This window comes from Rhodoferax potami (genome assembly GCF_032193805.1).
Taxonomy (GTDB): domain Bacteria; phylum Pseudomonadota; class Gammaproteobacteria; order Burkholderiales; family Burkholderiaceae_C; genus Allorhodoferax; species Allorhodoferax potami_A.
The window spans coordinates 1,704,347-1,724,030 of the sequence record NZ_JAVBIK010000001.1; the positions used below are offsets into that span (position 1 = coordinate 1,704,347).

The 19,684-nt window shown below is 58.4% G+C and carries 24 protein-coding genes; 4 read left to right on the forward strand and 20 right to left on the reverse strand.

Annotation, left to right across the window (positions count from 1 at the left end):
* The 17 genes from rpsC to RAE19_RS08215 all read right to left on the reverse strand — a co-directional run bounded on the left by rpsC (position 1) and on the right by RAE19_RS08215 (position 13,022).
* Positions 1-882, reverse strand: a complete 882-nt coding sequence (gene rpsC, locus RAE19_RS08135; RefSeq protein ID WP_296511047.1) for a 30S ribosomal protein S3 — start codon at positions 880-882, stop codon at positions 1-3.
* Positions 883-898: 16 nt separating this feature from the next.
* On the reverse strand, positions 899-1,228 hold the full coding sequence (gene rplV / locus RAE19_RS08140) for a 50S ribosomal protein L22 (protein WP_313874404.1): 330 nt from the start codon (positions 1,226-1,228) through the stop codon (positions 899-901).
* Positions 1,229-1,238: 10 nt separating this feature from the next.
* Positions 1,239-1,517 (reverse strand): 30S ribosomal protein S19, encoded by a 279-nt coding sequence (gene rpsS / locus RAE19_RS08145; protein WP_313874405.1) that lies wholly within the window; start codon positions 1,515-1,517, stop codon positions 1,239-1,241.
* An 11-nt stretch (positions 1,518-1,528) separates the two neighbouring features.
* Complete coding sequence (gene rplB / locus RAE19_RS08150; RefSeq protein ID WP_313874406.1) at positions 1,529-2,353, reverse strand: 50S ribosomal protein L2; 825 nt, start codon at positions 2,351-2,353, stop codon at positions 1,529-1,531.
* A 2-nt stretch (positions 2,354-2,355) separates the two neighbouring features.
* Positions 2,356-2,682, reverse strand: coding sequence for a 50S ribosomal protein L23 (gene rplW / locus RAE19_RS08155; protein WP_087495491.1), 327 nt, complete (start codon positions 2,680-2,682; stop codon positions 2,356-2,358).
* Positions 2,679-3,299 (reverse strand): 50S ribosomal protein L4, encoded by a 621-nt coding sequence (gene rplD, locus RAE19_RS08160; protein WP_087495492.1) that lies wholly within the window; start codon positions 3,297-3,299, stop codon positions 2,679-2,681. The genes rplW and rplD overlap by 4 nt, the downstream gene beginning before the upstream one ends.
* Positions 3,299-3,973 carry a 50S ribosomal protein L3 gene (gene rplC / locus RAE19_RS08165; RefSeq protein WP_313874407.1) on the reverse strand — a complete coding sequence of 225 codons (675 nt, stop codon included), beginning with the start codon at positions 3,971-3,973 and terminating at the stop codon, positions 3,299-3,301. Before rplC ends, rplD begins: the two co-directional genes overlap by 1 nt.
* Before the next feature lie 185 nt (positions 3,974-4,158).
* On the reverse strand, positions 4,159-4,473 hold the full coding sequence (gene rpsJ / locus RAE19_RS08170; RefSeq protein WP_068674876.1) for a 30S ribosomal protein S10: 315 nt from the start codon (positions 4,471-4,473) through the stop codon (positions 4,159-4,161).
* A 21-nt stretch (positions 4,474-4,494) separates the two neighbouring features.
* Positions 4,495-5,685 carry an elongation factor Tu gene (gene tuf, locus RAE19_RS08175; protein WP_313874245.1) on the reverse strand — a complete coding sequence of 397 codons (1,191 nt, stop codon included), beginning with the start codon at positions 5,683-5,685 and terminating at the stop codon, positions 4,495-4,497.
* Between the two features lie 111 nt (positions 5,686-5,796).
* Positions 5,797-7,899: an elongation factor G gene (gene fusA, locus RAE19_RS08180; protein ID WP_313874408.1), complete on the reverse strand. Its 2,103-nt coding sequence runs from the start codon at positions 7,897-7,899 to the stop codon at positions 5,797-5,799.
* 146 nt (positions 7,900-8,045) lie between these two features.
* Positions 8,046-8,519 (reverse strand): 30S ribosomal protein S7, encoded by a 474-nt coding sequence (rpsG, locus tag RAE19_RS08185; RefSeq protein WP_313874409.1) that lies wholly within the window; start codon positions 8,517-8,519, stop codon positions 8,046-8,048.
* 163 nt (positions 8,520-8,682) lie between these two features.
* Complete coding sequence (rpsL, locus tag RAE19_RS08190; RefSeq protein WP_011466063.1) at positions 8,683-9,060, reverse strand: 30S ribosomal protein S12; 378 nt, start codon at positions 9,058-9,060, stop codon at positions 8,683-8,685.
* Positions 9,061-9,174: 114 nt separating this feature from the next.
* Positions 9,175-10,359: a D-alanyl-D-alanine carboxypeptidase family protein gene (locus RAE19_RS08195; protein ID WP_313874410.1), complete on the reverse strand. Its 1,185-nt coding sequence runs from the start codon at positions 10,357-10,359 to the stop codon at positions 9,175-9,177.
* Between the two features lie 69 nt (positions 10,360-10,428).
* Positions 10,429-11,061, reverse strand: coding sequence for an alpha/beta hydrolase (locus RAE19_RS08200; RefSeq protein WP_313874411.1), 633 nt, complete (start codon positions 11,059-11,061; stop codon positions 10,429-10,431).
* Between the two features lie 65 nt (positions 11,062-11,126).
* Positions 11,127-11,477 carry a (2Fe-2S) ferredoxin domain-containing protein gene (locus tag RAE19_RS08205; RefSeq protein WP_313874412.1) on the reverse strand — a complete coding sequence of 117 codons (351 nt, stop codon included), beginning with the start codon at positions 11,475-11,477 and terminating at the stop codon, positions 11,127-11,129.
* Positions 11,478-11,486: 9 nt separating this feature from the next.
* Positions 11,487-12,581 (reverse strand): VanZ family protein, encoded by a 1,095-nt coding sequence (locus tag RAE19_RS08210; protein ID WP_313874413.1) that lies wholly within the window; start codon positions 12,579-12,581, stop codon positions 11,487-11,489.
* A 12-nt stretch (positions 12,582-12,593) separates the two neighbouring features.
* Positions 12,594-13,022, reverse strand: coding sequence for a CopD family protein (locus RAE19_RS08215; protein ID WP_313874414.1), 429 nt, complete (start codon positions 13,020-13,022; stop codon positions 12,594-12,596).
* A 271-nt stretch (positions 13,023-13,293) separates the two neighbouring features.
* On the opposite strand from RAE19_RS08215, the gene hemB reads away from it, so the two are divergent.
* A complete protein-coding gene (gene hemB, locus RAE19_RS08220; protein WP_313874415.1) occupies positions 13,294-14,307 on the forward strand; it encodes a porphobilinogen synthase in 1,014 nt (337 codons plus the stop codon).
* 4 nt (positions 14,308-14,311) lie between these two features.
* Positions 14,312-15,436: a magnesium transporter CorA family protein gene (locus RAE19_RS08225; protein WP_313874416.1), complete on the forward strand. Its 1,125-nt coding sequence runs from the start codon at positions 14,312-14,314 to the stop codon at positions 15,434-15,436.
* A 29-nt stretch (positions 15,437-15,465) separates the two neighbouring features.
* Here RAE19_RS08225 and RAE19_RS08230 read toward each other — a convergent pair whose 3' ends face one another.
* Together RAE19_RS08230 and RAE19_RS08235 are read right to left on the reverse strand one after the other, a co-directional pair.
* Positions 15,466-16,149: a dienelactone hydrolase family protein gene (locus RAE19_RS08230; protein ID WP_313876201.1), complete on the reverse strand. Its 684-nt coding sequence runs from the start codon at positions 16,147-16,149 to the stop codon at positions 15,466-15,468.
* A gap of 27 nt (positions 16,150-16,176) precedes the next feature.
* Positions 16,177-17,112, reverse strand: coding sequence for a Bug family tripartite tricarboxylate transporter substrate binding protein (locus tag RAE19_RS08235; protein ID WP_313876202.1), 936 nt, complete (start codon positions 17,110-17,112; stop codon positions 16,177-16,179).
* A 143-nt stretch (positions 17,113-17,255) separates the two neighbouring features.
* Here RAE19_RS08235 and RAE19_RS08240 point away from each other — a divergent pair, with 143 nt between their 5' ends.
* Positions 17,256-18,002: an SDR family oxidoreductase gene (locus tag RAE19_RS08240; RefSeq protein WP_313874417.1), complete on the forward strand. Its 747-nt coding sequence runs from the start codon at positions 17,256-17,258 to the stop codon at positions 18,000-18,002.
* 13 nt (positions 18,003-18,015) lie between these two features.
* On the opposite strand, the gene RAE19_RS08245 is transcribed toward RAE19_RS08240, so the two are convergent.
* A complete protein-coding gene (locus RAE19_RS08245) occupies positions 18,016-18,918 on the reverse strand; it encodes an amidohydrolase family protein (protein WP_313874418.1) in 903 nt (300 codons plus the stop codon).
* A 120-nt stretch (positions 18,919-19,038) separates the two neighbouring features.
* On the opposite strand from RAE19_RS08245, the gene RAE19_RS08250 reads away from it, so the two are divergent.
* Positions 19,039-19,674, forward strand: a complete 636-nt coding sequence (locus tag RAE19_RS08250) for a MarC family protein (RefSeq protein WP_313874419.1) — start codon at positions 19,039-19,041, stop codon at positions 19,672-19,674.
* Positions 19,675-19,684: the final 10 nt, after the last annotated feature.

Here is a 19,684-nt window from a genome sequence, read left to right on the forward strand (position 1 = left end):
TTATTCTCCTTTACCGTCAGCTGCTGCAGCTGGCGCGGCGACTTTGCGAACGCGCTTAACGGCGGTTTTAGCGTCAGCACCAAGTGCTTCAGCGGGCTTGTCGCTGCCATCAGCGGGAGCGGCATTGCTACCGACCGGACGACGGGCGCCACGAGGTGCAGCGCCTGGACGCGCACCGCGGTCATCACGGCGTGGGCCGCGAGGACGACGCTCTTCTTCAGCACGGGGCTCAACGGCTGCTGGCAGATCGTTACGGCCCAAGGTGTCACCCTTGTAAACCCAAACTTTCACGCCAATGATGCCGTAAGTTGTCTTAGCTTCAGAAGTTCCGTAATCGATGTCTGCGCGCAGAGTGTGCAAAGGCACTCGGCCTTCACGGTACCACTCAGTACGTGCAATTTCGATACCGTTCAAACGGCCGGACGACATGATCTTGATACCCAAAGCGCCCAAACGCATAGCGTTTTGCATGGCGCGCTTCATGGCGCGACGGAACATGATGCGCTTTTCGAGCTGCTGGGTAATGCTGTCAGCGATCAGCTTCGCATCGATTTCGGGCTTGCGCACTTCTTCGATGTTCACTGCCACTGGCACGCCCAATTGCTTGCCCAGGTCACGCTTCAAGTTTTCGATGTCTTCGCCCTTCTTGCCGATCACCACGCCCGGACGAGCCGAGAAAATGGTGATACGTGCGTTCTTGGCAGGACGCTCAATCAGAATGCGCGAAACCGAAGCGTTTTTCAGCTTGGCCTTCAGGTACTCGCGAACCTTGATGTCTTCCGACAACATGCCGGCGAAATCACGGTTGCTTGCGTACCAGCGAGAAGACCAGTTACGGCTGATCGCCAAACGAAAGCCGGTTGGGTGGATTTTTTGTCCCATATCTTCCTGGCCTCTTTCAGTTTCCAACCGTCACGTACACGTGGCACGTGGGTTTGCGGATTTGATTGCCACGGCCCTTTGCGCGCGCGGTGAAGCGACGCAGCGAAGCACCTTGCTCGACGTAGATGGTTTTAACCTTCAATTCGTCGATGTCTGCGCCGTCGTTGTGTTCGGCGTTGGCAATTGCGGACTCCAAAACCTTCTTGATGATCACAGCAGCTTTTTTCTGTGTGAATTGCAAGATGTTCAGAGCTTGATCAACTTTCATGCCACGGATCAGGTCCGCGACCAGACGACCTTTGTCAACAGACAAACGGACGCCACGAAGGGTTGCACGAGTTTCCATGGTCACCTCCTTATTTCTTCTGGACTTTTTTGTCCGCAGGGTGACCCTTGAAAGTACGTGTGAGCGCGAACTCACCCAACTTGTGGCCAACCATTTGATCGGTGATATAGACAGGCACGTGCTGTTTGCCGTTATGCACAGCAATGGTCAAGCCGATGAACTCGGGCAGGATCATGGAGCGACGGGACCAAGTCTTAATCGGCTTCTTGTCCTTGTTTGCCACGGCCTTTTCGGTCTTGGCAATCAGGTGATGGTCGACGAATGGACCTTTTTTCAGTGAACGAGTCATTTACCTACCCCTTACTTCTTGCGACGCGACACGATCATGACCTGCGTGCGCTTGTTGTTACGGGTACGGTAGCCCTTGGTCAGATTACCCCAAGGATCGACTGCATGACGGCCTTCACCGGTCTTGCCTTCACCACCACCGTGCGGGTGGTCAACAGGGTTCATCACCACGCCACGAACGGTTGGGCGAATACCCATCCAACGCTTCACACCGGCCTTGCCCAACTGGCGCAGGCTGTGCTCTTCGTTTGCTACTTGACCGATGGTCGCGCGGCAGTCGATGTGGATCTTGCGGACTTCGCCAGAACGCACACGCACTTGAGCGTAGGTGCCCTCGCGAGCCAGCAAAGTAGCAGATGTACCAGCGGAACGGATGATTTGAGCACCCTTGCCAACTTGCAACTCTACGCAGTGAATGATGGAACCCACTGGAATGTTGCGAATAGGCAATGTGTTACCGACGCGGATAGGAGCTTCGGAACCGTTTTGAATGGTCGCGCCGACTTCCAGGCCACGAGGAGCAATGATGTACTTGCGCTCGCCGTCTGCGTAGCACACCAGAGCGATGTGCGCGGAACGGTTTGGATCGTACTCAATGCGCTCAACCTTCGCAGGGATGCCATCCTTGTTACGGACGAAATCCACCACACGGTAGTGATGCTTGTGACCACCGCCCTTATGACGGGTGGTGATGTGGCCGTTGTTGTTACGACCGGCTTGCTGGAATTGTGGTTCCAACAAAGCAGCGTGGGGAGCACCCTTGTGCAGGTGGTCACGCGAAATCTTCACCACGCCACGACGGCCTGGGGAAGTTGGTTTCATTTTAATGACAGCCATGATTACGCAGCCTCCCCGCCGAGGTTCAGCTCTTGACCTGGCTTCAGTGTCACGTAAGCTTTGCGAACATTGTCGCGACGGCCAACAGACTTACCGAAACGCTTGGTCTTGCCCTTGGTGTTCACCACAGAAACGCCTTTTACCTCGACCTTGAACATCAATTCCACAGCGGCCTTGATTTCATACTTGGTAGCGTCTTGCAGCACCTTGAAAGTCACAGCATTGCTCTTTTCAGCAACCATGGTGGCCTTTTCGGACACGATGGGAGCGACGAGCACTTGCATCAAACGACCTTCGTCGAATTTGGTCAGATTGGGACCGTGGCTCATGCAAACATCTCCTTGAGTGTGTCCATGGCAGCCTTTGTCACCAACACCTTGCGGTAGTGAACCAAAGACAGGGGGTCAGCATAACGGGGCTCAACCACCAGAACATTCACCAGGTTACGGGATGCCAGATACAGGTTTTCATCAACCTCATCAGCGATCACCAACACGGATTCCAAATTCATTGCCTTGAACTTCGCAGCCAAAGCCTTGGTCTTGGGAGATTCCACTTTCAGGGAATCCACCACGGCCAAACGGCCTTCGCGAACCAGTTGAGACAAGATAGATGCCATACCTGCGCGGTACATCTTCTTGTTGATCTTCTGGCCGAAGTTTTCATCAGGCATGTTCGGGAAGATACGACCGCCGCCGCGCCACAGTGGCGAGGAGGTCATACCAGCGCGAGCGCGACCGGTTCCCTTTTGCTTGAAAGGCTTCTTAGTGCTGTGCTTGACCTGTTCACGGTCTTTTTGTGCACGTGTACCTTGACGAGCGTTGGCCTGGAAGGCCACGACCACTTGGTGCACCAGATCTTCGTTGTAGTCACGACCAAAAACTGCTTCAGGAGCGTCGTATTTGGAAGTTGCCTGACCTTGCTCATTCAGGAGTTCGACTTGCATCAGTTCGCTCCTTTAGAGGCTTTGGCTTTGACTGCAGGACGCACGGTCACGAAACCGCCCTTGGATCCAGGGATAGCACCCTTGATCAACAACAGCTGGCGAGCTTCGTCAACACGAACCACGTCGAGGTTTTGAGTTGTCACGGTGGCATCACCCAGGTGACCAGTCATGCGCTTACCAGGAAACACGCGACCGGGATCTTGAGCCATACCGATAGAACCGGGCACATTGTGCGAACGGCTGTTACCGTGGGATGCGCGCTGCGAGGACATGTTGTGACGCTTGATGGTACCGGCGTAGCCTTTACCAATCGAAGTGCCCTGCACATCCACTTTTTGACCCACAGCAAAAATGTCGGTCACTGGCACGGTGGCGCCAGTTGCGTACTTTGCAGCAGATTCAGCAGTAACGCGGAACTCTTGAATGATTTCGCCGGCTTCAACGCCAGCTTTGGCCAAATGGCCTGCGACGGGCTTGGTAATACGCGAACCTTTGCGTGCACCAAATGTAACCTGCAAGGCTACATAGCCGTCGTTCTCTTGGGTTTTCACCTGTGTCACACGATTGTTAGACACATCCACCACGGTAACAGGAACAGCGTCCCCGTCGTCCGTGAATAGACGCATCATGCCAACTTTGCGACCCAGCAACCCTAAGTGATTGCTAAGACTCATTGTTTTCTCCGTAACTCCCAACCATTGCAACTTCAATTGGCTGCAATGTTTTTTACTTGGGAGACTGTTAATAAAACCCCGCGCGTCTCCACGCAGAGCCAGCGAGTATAGCCTGCACTTGCGGAGTGCGCAAGTGCTCAGCCGTTCGCCTAAAAAGGCCCCGCAGTAACGGGGCCTCAATTCGATTACTGCAACTTGATTTCTACGTCCACGCCTGCGGGCAGGTCGAGTTTCATCAGTGCATCAACGGTTTTGTCCGTTGGATCCACGATGTCCATCAAACGCTGGTGAGTGCGGATTTCGAACTGGTCACGACTGGCCTTGTTCACGTGAGGTGAACGCAGGATGTCGAAGCGCTTCATGCGTGTTGGCAAAGGCACGGGGCCTTTGACAATCGCGCCGGTGCGCTTTGCAGTGTCAACGATTTCAGCTGCCGATTGATCGATCAGCTTGTAGTCAAACGCCTTCAGGCGGATGCGGATTTTTTGTTTGGCGGCCATCGTAATTCCTTAATGTGCGAATTACGCGATGATTTTGGCAACCACGCCGGCGCCCACGGTACGACCGCCTTCGCGAATAGCGAAACGCAGGCCTTCTTCCATGGCGATGGGGTTGATCAACTTCACAGTGATGGACACGTTGTCACCAGGCATCACCATTTCTTTGCCTTCTGGCAACTCGATCGCACCGGTCACGTCCGTAGTACGGAAGTAGAACTGGGGACGGTAGTTGTTGAAGAAAGGAGTGTGACGTCCGCCTTCGTCCTTGGACAAAACGTAGATTTCGCCAGTGAAGTGGGTGTGTGGCTTGATCGAACCGGGCTTGCACAGCACTTGGCCGCGCTGCACGTCTTCGCGCTTGGTGCCGCGCAACAGGATACCGACGTTATCGCCTGCTTGACCTTGGTCGAGCAGCTTGCGGAACATTTCGACGCCTGTGCAGGTGGTCTTTTGTGTGTCGGCGATACCAACGATTTCGATTTCTTCGCCAACCTTGATGATACCGCGCTCAACGCGACCTGTCACCACGGTGCCGCGACCGGAGATCGAGAACACGTCTTCCACGGGCATCAGGAATGCGCCGTCCACTGCGCGCTCTGGCAGGGGGATGTAGGAGTCAAGTGCGTCAGCCAACTTCATGATCGCGCCTTCGCCCAGGTCACCCTTGTCGCCTTCCATGGCGAGCTTGGCGGAACCGTGGATGATGGGGGTGTCGTCGCCTGGGAAGTCGTACTTGGACAGGAGTTCGCGAACTTCCATTTCGACCAGTTCCAACAACTCAGCGTCGTCAACCATATCGCACTTGTTCAGGAACACGATGATGTAAGGCACGCCCACTTGACGAGCCAACAAGATGTGCTCACGTGTCTGGGGCATTGGGCCGTCAGCTGCGGAGCAAACCAGAATAGCGCCGTCCATTTGTGCCGCGCCAGTGATCATGTTCTTCACATAGTCAGCGTGCCCGGGGCAATCCACGTGTGCGTAGTGGCGGTTGGCGGTTTCGTACTCAACGTGTGCAGTGTTGATGGTAATGCCGCGTGCTTTTTCTTCAGGTGCTGCGTCGATCTGGTCGTACGCTTTGGCGGATCCACCAAACTTGGCTGCCAACACAGTGGTGATAGCCGCTGTCAGTGTGGTCTTGCCGTGGTCCACGTGACCAATGGTGCCAACGTTGACGTGTGGCTTGGTACGTGTGAATTTTTCTTTACCCATTTTTCAAATCTCCAAAGAGCTAATCCCGTGTGTTGGTTTTACGTCTGCACGGTGTTGCTGGTTCGCCCCGCACGAGGAACAGGGCGGCACACCGTCGCAGACAAGAGATTTTTATTTTGCGCGAGCAGCCATGATGGCTTCAGACACGTTACGAGGAGCTTCAGCGTAGTGCTTGAATTCCATGGTGTAAGTCGCACGGCCTTGAGACATCGAACGCAATGTGGTGGAGTAACCAAACATTTCAGACAGTGGAACTTCAGCCTTGATCGCCTTGCCACCACCGACCATGTCGTCCATACCCTGCACCATACCGCGACGGGAAGACAAGTCACCCATCACGTTACCGGCATAGTCTTCCGGAGTTTCGACTTCCACAGCCATCATAGGCTCCAAGATCACAGGGTTGGCCTTGCGGCAGCCTTCCTTGAAACCGAAGATAGCGGCCATCTTGAACGCGTTTTCGTTCGAGTCCACGTCGTGGTAAGAACCGAAAGTCAAAGTAACCTTCACGTCCACTACGGGGTAGCCAGCCAAAACACCTTGGTTCAAAGCTTCGATCACGCCCTTTTCAACCGCAGGGATGTATTCGCGAGGAACCACACCGCCCTTGATCGCATCGACGAATTCGAAGCCCTTGCCGGCTTCGTTAGGCTCAACTGTCAACACCACGTGACCGTATTGACCCTTACCACCGGACTGGCGAACGAACTTGCCTTCGACATCGGAGACGCTCTTGCGAATGGTTTCGCGATAGGCAACCTGGGGCTTACCTACGTTGGCTTCCACGCCAAACTCGCGCTTCATGCGGTCCACGATAATTTCAAGGTGCAGCTCGCCCTGACCACCGATGATGGTCTGACCGGACTCTTCGTCAGTTTGCACACGGAAAGACGGATCTTCCGCAGCGAGACGCGACAGAGCCAAGCCCATTTTTTCCTGGTCAGCCTTGGACTTCGGCTCCACGGCCTGACGAATCACGGAATCAGGGAACACCATGCGCTCCAAGGTGATCACCGCAGCGGGGTCGCACAATGTCTCACCGGTCGTGACGTCTTTAAGACCCACGCAGGCAGCGATGTCACCAGCGCGGATTTCATCCACTTCTTCACGGTTGTTAGCGTGCATCTGCACGATACGGCCGATACGCTCTTTCTTGCCGCGCACTGCGTTGTAAACAGTGTCGCCCTTTTTAAGAACGCCGGAGTAAACGCGTACGAATGTCAATTGACCCACGAACGGATCGGTCATCAGCTTGAATGCCAATGCTGCAAACTTTTCGTTGTCGTCGGCCTTGCGGGTGATTTCCTTCTCTTCTTCGTCGAAGCCCTTGATGGCCTTCACGTCCAAAGGAGATGGCATCAATTCGATCACAGCGTCCAACATGCGCTGAACACCCTTGTTCTTGAACGCGGTGCCGCACAACATCGGCTGAATTTCACCGTTGATGGTACGAGTACGCAGGCCACCGGTAATTTCTGCTTCAGTCAAGTCGCCTTCTTCGAGGTACTTGTTCATCAATTCTTCAGACGCCTCAGCAGCAGCTTCGACCATCTTTTCGCGCCACTCTTTAGCAACGCTTACGAGGTCAGCAGGGATTTCTTCGAAGGTGAACTTCATGCCCTGGGAAGCTTCGTCCCAGATGATGGCCTTCATCTTGCGCAGATCCACCACGCCGGTGAAGTTTTCTTCAGCACCGATTGGGATCACGATCGGCACAGGATTAGCCTTCAAGCGCAATTTCATCTGGTCCACGACCTTGAAGAAGTTGGCGCCTGTACGGTCCATCTTGTTTACAAATGCCAAACGAGGCACTTTGTATTTGTTAGCCTGACGCCACACGGTTTCAGACTGGGGCTGAACGCCGCCCACAGCGCAGTACACCATGCAAGCGCCGTCCAGCACGCGCATAGAACGCTCCACTTCAATCGTGAAGTCAACGTGCCCGGGAGTGTCAATGATGTTGATACGGTGCTCAGGGAAGGACGTGTCCATCCCCTTCCAGAAGCAAGTCGTAGCGGCAGAGGTAATCGTGATACCGCGCTCTTGTTCCTGCTCCATCCAGTCCATCGTGGCCGCGCCATCGTGCACTTCGCCGATTTTGTGGTTCACGCCGGTGTAGAAAAGAATACGCTCGGTCGTGGTGGTTTTGCCGGCGTCAATGTGCGCGGAAATACCGATATTGCGGTAGCGCTCAATGGGGGTAGTGCGAGCCATGGTGGATCCTTGGTTGATCAAATTCTTGAGGGGGTTTGCTGCGCTACGCAGCAAAACAAACGACTTTCAGAGTGTGAGTCAGCCACATGACAGCGCGATGGCGCTGCATTGCTGACCACGACCCTGAAAGCCGCAGTTTCCGATGATTAGAAACGGAAGTGAGAGAAGGCCTTGTTGGCTTCAGCCATGCGGTGCACTTCGTCGCGCTTCTTCATGGCGCCGCCACGGCCTTCAGTGGCTTCCAACATTTCGTTGGCCAGACGCTGTGCCATGGACTTCTCACCACGCTTGCGGGCGGCTTCCTTGATCCAGCGCATGGACAAAGCCAAGCGGCGGACAGGGCGCACTTCCACAGGCACCTGGTAGTTTGCGCCACCGACGCGGCGGGACTTCACTTCCACCATGGGCTTCACGTTGTTGATAGCAACAGTGAATGCTTCCAGGGGATCTTTATCGGGGTGCTTCTTGCCGATCAGGTCCAAAGCGCCGTAAATGATGCGCTCTGCAACCGCTTTTTTGCCGCCTTCCATGATCACGTTCATGAATTTGGACAGCTCTACATTGCCGAACTTGGGATCCGGCAGGATTTCACGTTTAGGGACTTCGCGACGACGTGGCATATTTCACCTCATATTGCTTCAGTTGGTATCTTTTCAGATACCGCGAGAGTTAATCAAAACCCCCACTTACTCGACCCACTCGGACAATTCCGGGTTTCGGGTCACTTCGCCGTATCTCCGCGCCACGCGGGGAAACAGCACCGAAAATTCGAACCTACAGGGCTTATTTAGCCTTTGGCTTCTTAGCACCGTACTTGGAGCGGGATTGCTTGCGATCTTTCACGCCTTGCAAGTCCAAAGAACCGCGAACGATGTGGTAACGCACACCTGGCAAGTCCTTGACACGACCGCCGCGAACCAGCACAACGCTGTGTTCCTGCAAGTTGTGGCCTTCACCGCCGATGTAAGAGATCACCTCAAAACCGTTGGTCAAGCGCACTTTGGCAACTTTACGCAGAGCGGAGTTAGGCTTTTTAGGAGTCGTTGTGTACACACGTGTGCATACACCGCGACGCTGCGGAGAGTTCTGCATAGCAGGGCTCTTCGACTTGATGGTCTCGACCTCACGGCCTTGACGCACGAGTTGGTTAATGGTTGGCATTGAAAAACGTCCCTAAACGTTTGAATATTACGAAAACGTGAATCCCTTCGGAAATTCCGAAAAGCCTTCTAATGTAGCAGAACAAGGGTTTACACGCAAACTATGGCCTGATCTTCAGCGAATCCAGAGGCGCAAGGCATCCCACGTGCGGCCAATGACGCCCGCTTGCTCGACGGCATCCAGTGCCACCAAAGGCACCTCGGCAACAACTTGCTCACCGGAGCGGACCTTCAAAGTGCCCAGCACTTGCCCTTTGGCGACCGGCGCCACAATCGGCTCGTTGCGCACTACTTCGGTTTTTAGTTGCGCGCCGCTTCCGGCAGGCACCGCCACGATCACGCCTTGCGGACGACCGACCTTGACAGCCGACTCGGCACCCTTCCAGACCTTGGGCGTCACCACCGCAGCACCCGCGTCGTACAACTTGACCGCCTCATAGGCGGTGTAACCCCAATTGAGCAGCTTTTGTGACTCGTTCGCACGCGCGCTTTCGCTCTCCGTACCCAAAACAATCGACAGCAACCGGCGGCTCCCCGCAGCGGCAGGCGAACCAGCGGGCGCACCGGCAGTCACTAAGGCCGGGAAATCACGTTTGGCAGTGGCCACAAGGCAATAACCCGCAGCTGCGGTATGGCCCGTCTTCAGCCCGTCGACCGTCGGATCACGGAACAACAGCAGGTTGCGGTTGCTATCGTTGGCGGCCGGTGTGCCGGGGTAGCGGTACTTTTTGATCGCGTAAAAGTGCACGAAATCAGGGAAGTCACTCATCAAGCGCATCGCCAAAATGCTCAAGTCCCGGGCCGTCGTCGTGTGCCCTGCTTCAGTAAGGCCTTCGGGGTTTTTGTAGCCCGTATTCTTCATGCCAAGGACCTTGGCCTGCTCATTCATCATTTGGACAAAGCGCTCCAAGGAGCCGCCAACGCCCTCTGCCAGCGCCATCGTGGCATCGTTTCCGCTCTGCACGATCATGCCTTTGATCAAATCCTCCACTGGCACTTGCATCTTGGGGTCGATGAACATCCGGGAGCCGGGCATCTTCCAGGCACGCTCACTCACGGGGAAGGTCTGCTTAAGATCAATCTTCTTGGATCGCAATGCGTCGAACACCAGATACGCTGTCATCAGCTTGGTGAGCGAGGCTGGCTCCACCGGCATGTCCAGATCTTTGGATGCCAGGATTTGATTCGCAGTGACGTCCATCAACAAATAGGCGCGTGCAGCCACTTCCGGCGGGCGCGGGGCTTCAGCGGCCACCGCAAAGCTCAGGGCCGCCAAAACGGAGGCAATCAATAGTTTCATAGTTCAGTCAGGTTGGAGAAAAAAGTGTCGAGAAAGCGCTGGGAGTAACCCGAGAGAGCTGGCGCAGCGTCAGCCACGCAGATGGCGCGCCACAATGTTGCGCAGTAATGGCAATTGTCCATGAAAGAAGTGTCCGCCCCCGGGCACGACCGTCACCGGCAAGCTCTGCGGCCGGGCCCAATTCATCACACCCGCTAACGGCACAGTGTCGTCTTGCTCGCCGTGCAGCACCAACGTGCGGTCATGAAAGTCGGGTGCAACGGGGGCCACGGCAAAGCGGCTCGCAGCCGTACCGACCAGCACCACCTGCTCAGGCTCACGCGCGGCCAATGCAAGCAGCGCATGGCTGGTCACAAACGCGCCAAATGAAAAACCGGCCAGCGAGAGCTTTCCTTCAGGGGCCATGTGCTGCACTACCGCTAGGAAATCTTGCAACTCCCCGTTGCCGTGGTCATAGACGCCTTCACTAGCGCCGACACCCCGAAAATTGAAACGAACCGCACGCCATCCGGCCTGAACAAACGCCCGGGCCAGCGTCTGGACCACTTTGTTGTCCATGGTGCCGCCGAACAAAGGATGGGGGTGAGCGATCACCACCGTACCGCGCGGGGCATCAAAGGGTGGATTCGAAGGCTCGTCAACCAGCCCCTCCAGCGAACCGGCCGGACCCGCCATCTGGAACTTTTGGGTAGAAGAATTCATTTTGCTATTATTTTTATAGCGGCACCCGCAAAAGATGAGGGCGCCAACTATCGAATACGCGGTAATCAGCGACCCAGGTGGGCGGGTGTCAGCAGTCGCTCAACGACTTTGCCGTTCTTAAGGTGCGACTCCACAATCTCTTCAATATCCTGCCCGTCCACAAACGAGTACCAAACCGCTTCGGGATACACCACCGCCACCGGGCCACCGGCACAGCGGTCCAAGCAGCCCGCTTTGTTGACACGGACTTTGCCGGGGCCCGCCAGTCCGGCCTCTTTGACAAGTTGCTTGCACTTGTCAAAACCCTCTTGGGCGTTGTGGTGCGCACAGCAGTCTTCACCGTTCTTTCGCTCGTTCAGGCAAAAGAAAATATGGCGTTCGTAATAGGAGGGGGCGGAAGTGGTGGAATCAGTCATGCGCTGATTTTAGGTTTTAGTATCTCTGCGCGCGATTTGCCCCAGAAGATACAAGGACGCCACATAAGGCCAGAGCCACCCCACCCATTGCGCCAGACCATTGAACCGGATAAACCGCCCCTGTTCCCACAACTGCAGGGTCTGTGCGAAGTATGGACTTTCAGGCGCCTGATTCAACAGACTCAAATAGACCCCCAGCGCCAACAGTGCCACGGCCGCACTGACGCGCCATGACACCAGTACCAGCAACAACGCCAAGCCAGCCCCCGCCAGCATGCCGATTTGCGTCGGCAAATCCAGCCAAGCCCAGGCATGGCCGGGGCCCCAACTCAAAGCAGCCGACAAAGCGGTGACCAACACCGCCGAAGTAGTCGTCACCACCACGACCACCACACGTCGCCACCGGGCCCGCACAATACAAAAACCCAGCAGACAAGGGATCAGCAAACCCAACGCAACGCATAGCAACTCTGTGCTTGGAGCCAAGGCGGGCCATTCCGTAGGTCCTTCGGGCAACCAGCGTTCAAACTCAGAGTCCAGCAGCGCACTGCGTAACATCTCCTCTACCCGGGTCACTACCTGACCCAAGCCCAAAGGCACCGAAGACGGGAACAACAAACCGAGGGGCCAGGTGGAAAGCAACACAATTCCGCCGCGGGAATGCGACACAAACCAGCGGCTACGCACTTGGTTCCACCGATCGATAGCACCGGCCCTTTGCAACACAAAAGCGATGGCTGCACCGCAAGCAGCGCCCAGTGAATTCAACAGAAAGTCTTCCCGAGAGGGCACCCGCAAAGGCAAGTAGCTCTGCAAGGCTTCCATCAGCAGCGACAGCAACATGACCCCCAGCGGCGCCAGCCACACGGAGATACGTGGCCACCCCGAGCGCAAAGCGCCAAGAACGACCAGCCCCCCTAAGGGCACATAGCCTGCAATGTTGATCGCGACATCAAAACCGGTCCAATACCGGGGCAGTGGTGCCAGCAAAAACTCCCAGCTGGCAATTCCCTGGTCGCGCCACTCTACAAAGGGGAACAAACTCGCATACGCGACCAGTGCCGCATACAGAGCGGCAAGTGGCCATGCGGTGGATTTGTGCACGGTTCGATACCGTCAGAACGGCTTGACCACCACCAAAACAACGATTGCGGTCAGCAACAGCACCGGGATCTCGTTGAACCACCGGAAAAACACATGGCTGCGCTGGCTCAGGCCGGCTTCCAACTTGCGCAACATCACCGAGCATCCGTGGTGGTAGCCAATGGCCAGCAGCACCAAAGCCAGCTTGGCGTGCATCCAGCCATTGCCCGGCCCACGCCCGATGCCATAACCCAACCAAAGATACAGGCCCAGCCCCAAGGCTGGCACAGCCAACAGGGTGGTGAATCGCAACAATTTACGTGCCATCAGCAACAGGCGGGCTCGCTCGGCATCCGAGCCGGAGGGCACCATGGCCAAGTTCACAAAAATGCGGGGAAGATAAAACAGGCCGGCAAACCAGCTGGCGATGAAAACAATGTGAAAGGCTTTGATCCAGAGCATGACCAAAGTGTAGCGGGACGGTTGCGTTTGCTACAGGCAAAAAAAACCCCAGCACACGGCTGGGGTGGTAAGCCTTTTTTGCTGTCACACATCAAGGCCCCGCTCAGGGAGGAAAGCGGGGGATAGCAAGCTATCCGGAGTTGAATTTAGCAATGTTGCGGTGGTGTGACAAGCAATTTCGGGAAATACCCCTCCACTTCGCTGAGGTATTCAGCAAATTGACTGGTTGGTCAACCCCGTGGGCCGGCCGCTTTCGGGCACAATTTTGGGAATGACCCCCTATGCCCCCTTCCCCGCCGGACGCCCGCGCCGCTTGCGCCGCGATAGTTTCTCCCGCAATCTGGTGCGCGAAAACGCCTTGACCGCCCATGACCTGATCTACCCGGTCTTTGTGGTGGATGGACAAGCACAGCGCGTGCCAATTGCATCCATGCCCGGCGTGGAACGACTCAGCCTCGATTTGCTGCTGCCGGTCGCTGAGCAATGTGTGAAGCTGGGCATTCCCGTCATGGCCTTGTTTCCGGTCGTCGATGCGTCGCTCAAAACCTATGATGGTGCAGAGGCCCTGAATCCGGATGGCCTGGTCCCTCGCGTGGTGCGGGCCTTGAAAAAGGAATTCCCCGATCTGGGCGTCATGACCGACGTAGCTCTGGACCCGTTTACCACCCACGGTCAAGACGGCATTCCGGACACCCGGCCCGAAGAAAACGGCTACATCCTGAACGAAGAGACCACTGCCCAACTGGTGCAACAGGCGCTGACCCAAGCGCGCGCGGGAGTTGATATCGTGGCGCCGAGCGACATGATGGACGGCCGCATCGGTGCCATCCGTACCGCCCTGGAAGCCGAAAAGCTGACCCACACCCGCATCATGGCCTACAGCGCCAAGTACGCCAGCGCGTTTTACGGCCCCTTCCGCGATGCGGTGGGCTCGGCGGGCAACCTCGGCAAAGGCAACAAAAAGGCCTATCAAATGGACCCGGCCAATAGCGACGAGGCCCTGCGCGAAGTGGCCATGGATATTGCCGAAGGGGCGGACATGGTGATGGTCAAACCCGGCATGCCCTATCTGGACGTCGTGCGCCGCGTCAAGGACGAGTTCAGGATTCCTACCTTCGCCTATCAGGTGAGCGGGGAATACGCGATGCTCAAGGCCGCCGCCCTCAACGGCTGGCTGGACCACGATGCGGTCATGCTCGAGAGCCTGCTGGCGTTCAAACGCGCGGGCGCCGACGGCATCCTGACCTATTTCGCGATCGATGCAGCGCGGGCACTGCGCGCCTGAAGCCATGCGCATCTTCCACATTGAGCCCGGCCATGTCCGTGAAAGCGCAGATTTAGAGCAGCTGCCTGCCGCTGACCTGAAAGGCTCGGGCTATGTGTGGATTGCCTGCAGCCGCCCCGAATTTGAAGTGGAACAAGCGCGCGTCCAAGCCGCCCTGCAACACTTGTGCGGCGAGCAACTGGTCGATCTGCACATCTCCGACCTGATCAACAAGCAGCTGCCGTCGCACTACGACTACACCTCCCAATACGACCTGCTGGTGTTCAGGCGCCTGGTCGCCGGCAGCACCGGCACCCTGCCCCTGAATGCGCCCAAGGCAGAAGGCACTCCGCCGCGCTTGAGCGGCCCGCCCATCTTGCGACGCATCGACACCAGCCCGGTCGGGTTTGCGGTGTTTGACAACGTGCTGCTCTCTGTGCACCCCGACGACTGCACTGTGCGCGATGCCTATGCCGACAAACTGCTGCAGACAACACCTGCCGCCGAGCCGCGCGCCGCAGGCGCCCGTCAGCCCACCAGCCCCGCCGACTTGATGCTGCGCATCGTGAACTCAATGGTGGATGGCTACCTCGCACTGCGCCGCGAACTCACACAACAGCTCGACCACTGGCAAAACGAGCTCTTGAGCCCCCGCACCCGCTTCACCAACTGGACCTCCCTGCTGGAGGCCCGCATGGCCTTGCACCAGCTCGATGATGTGTGCGAAGAGCAGCGCTCCAGCATTCAGGATTGGATAGAAGCCATCAAGACCTGGCCGGAGACGACGGGCCCCGCCGATGCCCGCGAGCGCGAGCTTCTGGAGGTACGCAGCCGCGATGTGCTGGAGCATATTGAGCGGGTAGTCCACCACGTGCGTCGCCTCGAGCAAAGCGTGGAGACTGCCGTGCAAATGCACTTCAGCGTGCAAGGCAGCCGCACCAACGACATCATGCGCACGCTCACGGTGCTGACCGCTATCTTTTTGCCGCTGAATTTGATGGCCGGTATTTTCGGGATGAACTTCGACTTCATCCCCCTGCTGCACCAGCAAGGCGGCTTCTGGTGGATTTTGGGGGCGATGGGCCTGACGGCGGCTGCATTGGCCCTCGTCTTCTGGCGCAAGCGCTACCTCGCGCGCACCAACCGGTAGCCTGGTTTAGGGCACCGGCGCCCCACTCGTCAACCGACGTGGGTGCGCAAAAAAGCCAGCGTGCGCTGCCGCGCGAGCGCAGCGGCCTCGGCCTGGTACGCGCCGCGCTGGTCGCAGTTGAAGCCATGCTGAGCCGGATAGAGATGCACCTCCACTCCCGGCTGCGCCAGAGTGAACGCCTGCACCGCGGCCAAGGGAATGGCGTGGTCCTGCTCGCCGAAATGCGCCAGCACCGGGCATGCGGGCGTGCGCTCGGCCTCGACCGGTGTTGTCATGCCGCCGCCGTAATAAGGCACCGCCCCGGCCAAGCCCGGCACCTGTTCGGCTGCACGCCAAGCCAGCCAGCCGCCCCAGCAGTAACCCATCACCGCCACCTTGCCGGCACTGCGCGCAGCCTCCACCGCGGCCTGCACATCTTGCAGGGGGCCGGGAGGCGGCAACGCCTCGGTGCGTACCTTGAGTGCAACACCGGTGGCCACATCATCCGGGCTATAGCCCAGCTCGACGCCGGCTTGCACCCGGTGAAACATGGCAGGCGCCACCACCAAGTAGCCATCGGTGGCGTAGCTGTCTGCCACGGCCCGGATGTGGGTGTTCACGCCGAAGATTTCTTGCAACAAGACCAAGCCCCCACGCGGGGTCGCGACAGGCGTGGCCACATAGGCAGGAATGGAAGTGCCGTCGGCACAGGTGAGAGTGATCGTGCTGCCCATGGGATGTCCTGACATGGCGTGCGCTGTTTACTGCACCTGAAAGCCGCTGGCTTTGATCAGCTTCGCCCAGACCTGGGTGTACGCCTGCTCACGCTTGGCGAGTTGCTGCGAGTTCATGAAACCCACCGTCAGGCCCATGGCGGTGAGGTGGTCTTTCACGTCGGGCTGTGCCAGCACTTTGGCCAGCGCGTCCGAGACCTTGTCGATGGCCACTTTGGGTGTGCCGGCCGGAGCAAACAGCCCGTAGTACGGCATGTCTTCCAAACCGCCTAAGCCGAGCTCGCTGAATGTGGGCACATCCGGCAGGATCGCCTGGCGGTTGCCACCGAGCACCGCCACAATGCGGATTTTTCCGGCCTTGTGGTTTTCAATGAAGTCCGGCACAGAGCCCACGCCAGCCGCAATTTGGTTGCCCAGCATATCGGCCATCATCGGCGCGCTGCCGCGGTACGGGGCGGCCACCAGGTCCAGCTTGTATTTCTCGCCCAGCACCTTGACCAGAAACTCCGGTGTGGAGGCCGGCGCCGGCACCCCCAGCGTGCCCTTCCCGCCCTGGGTGCGCACCCAGGCCACGTACTCGGCCGTCGATTTGGCGGGGGTGCCGCCAGACACCGCCAAAGCATTCACAAAGGTAGCGAAACCAGCGACCGGAACAAAGTCTTTGGCCGGGTCAAAACCGGGGTTCTTGACCACCTGCGGCAAGATGGAGATCGTGTGATCGTGGGTCAAAAACAGCGTGTTGCCATCGGGCGCTGCTGCTTTGAGGCTTTGGGCCGCAATCTGGCCGCCTGCACCGGCCTTGTTCTCCACCACCACCGGCACACCGAGCTGGTCTTTGAGTTTGTCCGCCAAGGTGCGGGCAATCGCGTCAGTTCCCCCGCCAGCAGGAAAGCCGACCAGAATCCGCACCGGCCCGGTCTGGGCCTGTGCTGCCGTGACCATGAAAGCCGATGCCACGGCCATACGCACACCCCATGCCGCTGCGCGGCGCATTCCTACGATCCAATTTGCCATAAAGTCCTCCGGATTGACCATTGAATGCCGTCGTTGCGGCAGTAAGCCACAAGCGTAAGCCAAAAAACGGCGTGCGCTTTACCATGGGCACCATGCAATCTATTGTTCTCATCACCGGTGGCTCCCGCGGTATCGGTGCCGCTACGGCTTTGGCGGCAGCGAATGCCGGCTATGCCGTCGCCGTCAACTACGCACACAACTCACTGGCGGCCGACGAGGTGGTGCGCCAGATTCGCCAGCAGGGCGGGACCGCGATCACGGTACAGGCCGATGTGGCCGAAGAGGCCCAGGTACTCGCCATGTTTGACAAAGTCGATGCCAAACTTGGCCGCATCACCGGGCTGGTCAACAACGCCGGGGTGGTGGACCATGCCTGTCGTGTGGCCGAAATGAGTGCAGAGCGCATGCGCCGCATGCTCAACACCAACGTGTTGGGCAGCATGCTGTGTGCCCGCGAAGCCGTGCGCCGCATGAGCACCCGCTGCGGCGGTGAAGGCGGCAGCATCGTGAACCTCTCCAGCGTGGCCGCTACCCTGGGCTCGCCCGGGCAGTACGTGGACTATGCGGCCAGCAAGGGTGCGATCGACAGTTTCACCATAGGCCTGGCGCGCGAAGTGGCGACTGAAGGCATCCGGGTGAATGCGGTGCGCCCCGGAATCATTGACACCGACATCCACGCTTCGGGCGGACAACCGGACCGGGCCCGGCGGCTAGCGCCCCAGGTGCCCATGCAGCGCCCCGGTCGCGCCGAGGAGGTCGCCGCCAGCATCGTGTGGCTCTTGAGCGCACAGTCCAGCTACACCACAGGCGCGCTGCTGGATGTCGCCGGCGGGCGCTGACAGCGGTCTCGCCTCACGGCCGTGCGGCGGGCTCAGGCGGCAAGCCGAAGAGCGCCGCCGCATTGCCCCATGCAATTTTGCGGGCCACAGCAGGCGGCAAGCCGCCCAGCCAGGCGCGGTACTCGGACATCAGCGCTTCGTAATACTGCCAGCGCTGGTTGACCCAGGTGTCGGAGCCGATCACGAACCGGTCCGGAAACTCCAGCAACAAAGCCCGCCACTCGGGGCATAGCACGGGGGCCGATCCGGTGGTGCAGGTCAGCCCCGGGCGGTAAGACAGCTCCCCCATCAAACCCGGGTACTTGCGCAGCAAGGCGCGCACCCTCTCAACCGGTACACCACCTATGCCGGTGTGCGCCCAAATGAGCCGGCTGCGCGCACCGCCGGAGGGGGTGGCACTCAACAGGCCATCGATGGCGATGTCGTCTACATGCGCCAGCACCACCAGCCCTTCGCGCTCGGCCCGCGCCATCAACTGCACTGCCACCGGGCCGCTGGCATTGGCGCTGTCATAGAGGTGGAACTCGCCCAGCCCCCGGTAAGGGCCCGCCGCCGTGCCCCGCGCCAATTCCATATCCACCATGGTGGCAATCGTCGGGTCGCGAAACCAGTTGTCGTAGTCGGCGCGGTCCCGGTAGAGGCGAACCAGCGGAACCACCGTGACGCCGGCCGCCTGCGTCAAAGCACCGGCTGACGCCAAGGTGCGGGTGCCGTCATTGGGGCGGGAGTTGGCCAGCACCGCCCGCACCCCGCTGCGCTGCATGCGGGCGAGCACGTCGTCCAAGGGATGGGCTTGCTGTGCCTCCACGTTGTAGTGCAAATGGGCATCAAAAATAGGGCCTGCATAGTCGGCGGCTTGCGCGCCGGCCGCCCATGCCATTCCGGTAAACAGCCAGGTCAAAAACGTGTGTTGCATCGTGCGCGCTCCGCCAAAGAATGGATCGCAGGTGTAGCAGGTTTTACCGATGCGCGCACTGCCCGGGTGCATTACTATCCGTGCCTCTGCCGCTCCCGGCAGCACCAACCGGACCGAGCTATGGACCTTAAACCTCTGGTGACCCTGCTGGCCATCGTGAACCCGCTGGCCATCGTGCCATTTTTCATCCACTACACCCAAGGATTCTCCGGGGCCCAACGGCGCAACACTATCTGGGTGTCCTCGTTCAGCGCCTTTGTGGTGATTGCGGTCAGCGCATTGCTGGGCTTGCAGATTCTGGAGTTTTTCGGCATTTCGCTGGCCAGCTTCCAGGTGGGCGGCGGTATGTTGCTGCTGACCAGTGCCTTGAACATGCTGAACGCGCAACCCGCCGAAGCCAAACCAAGCAGCCACGAACTGCAGGATGGCGCAGAGAAGGCCGCCATGGGTGCCAGCATTGCGGTCGTGCCACTCACAATTCCGCTGCTGACCGGCCCGGCCACCATGTCCACCGTGGTGATTTATGCCGACAAGGCGAAAACGTTTTTCCAACTCGGCACCCTGGTCGGGTACGGCGTGGTGATCGCGCTGGCCACCGCTCTGTGCTTCTCGCTGGCACAACCGATTGCGCGTTTTCTGGGCAAAACCGGCATCAATGTGATGACCCGGCTGATGGGACTGATTCTGGCGGCCTTGGCCGTCGAGGTGATGAGCGACGGGCTGACCAAGCTCTTCCCGGTGCTCGGCGGCCCATAAGCGGCCTGCG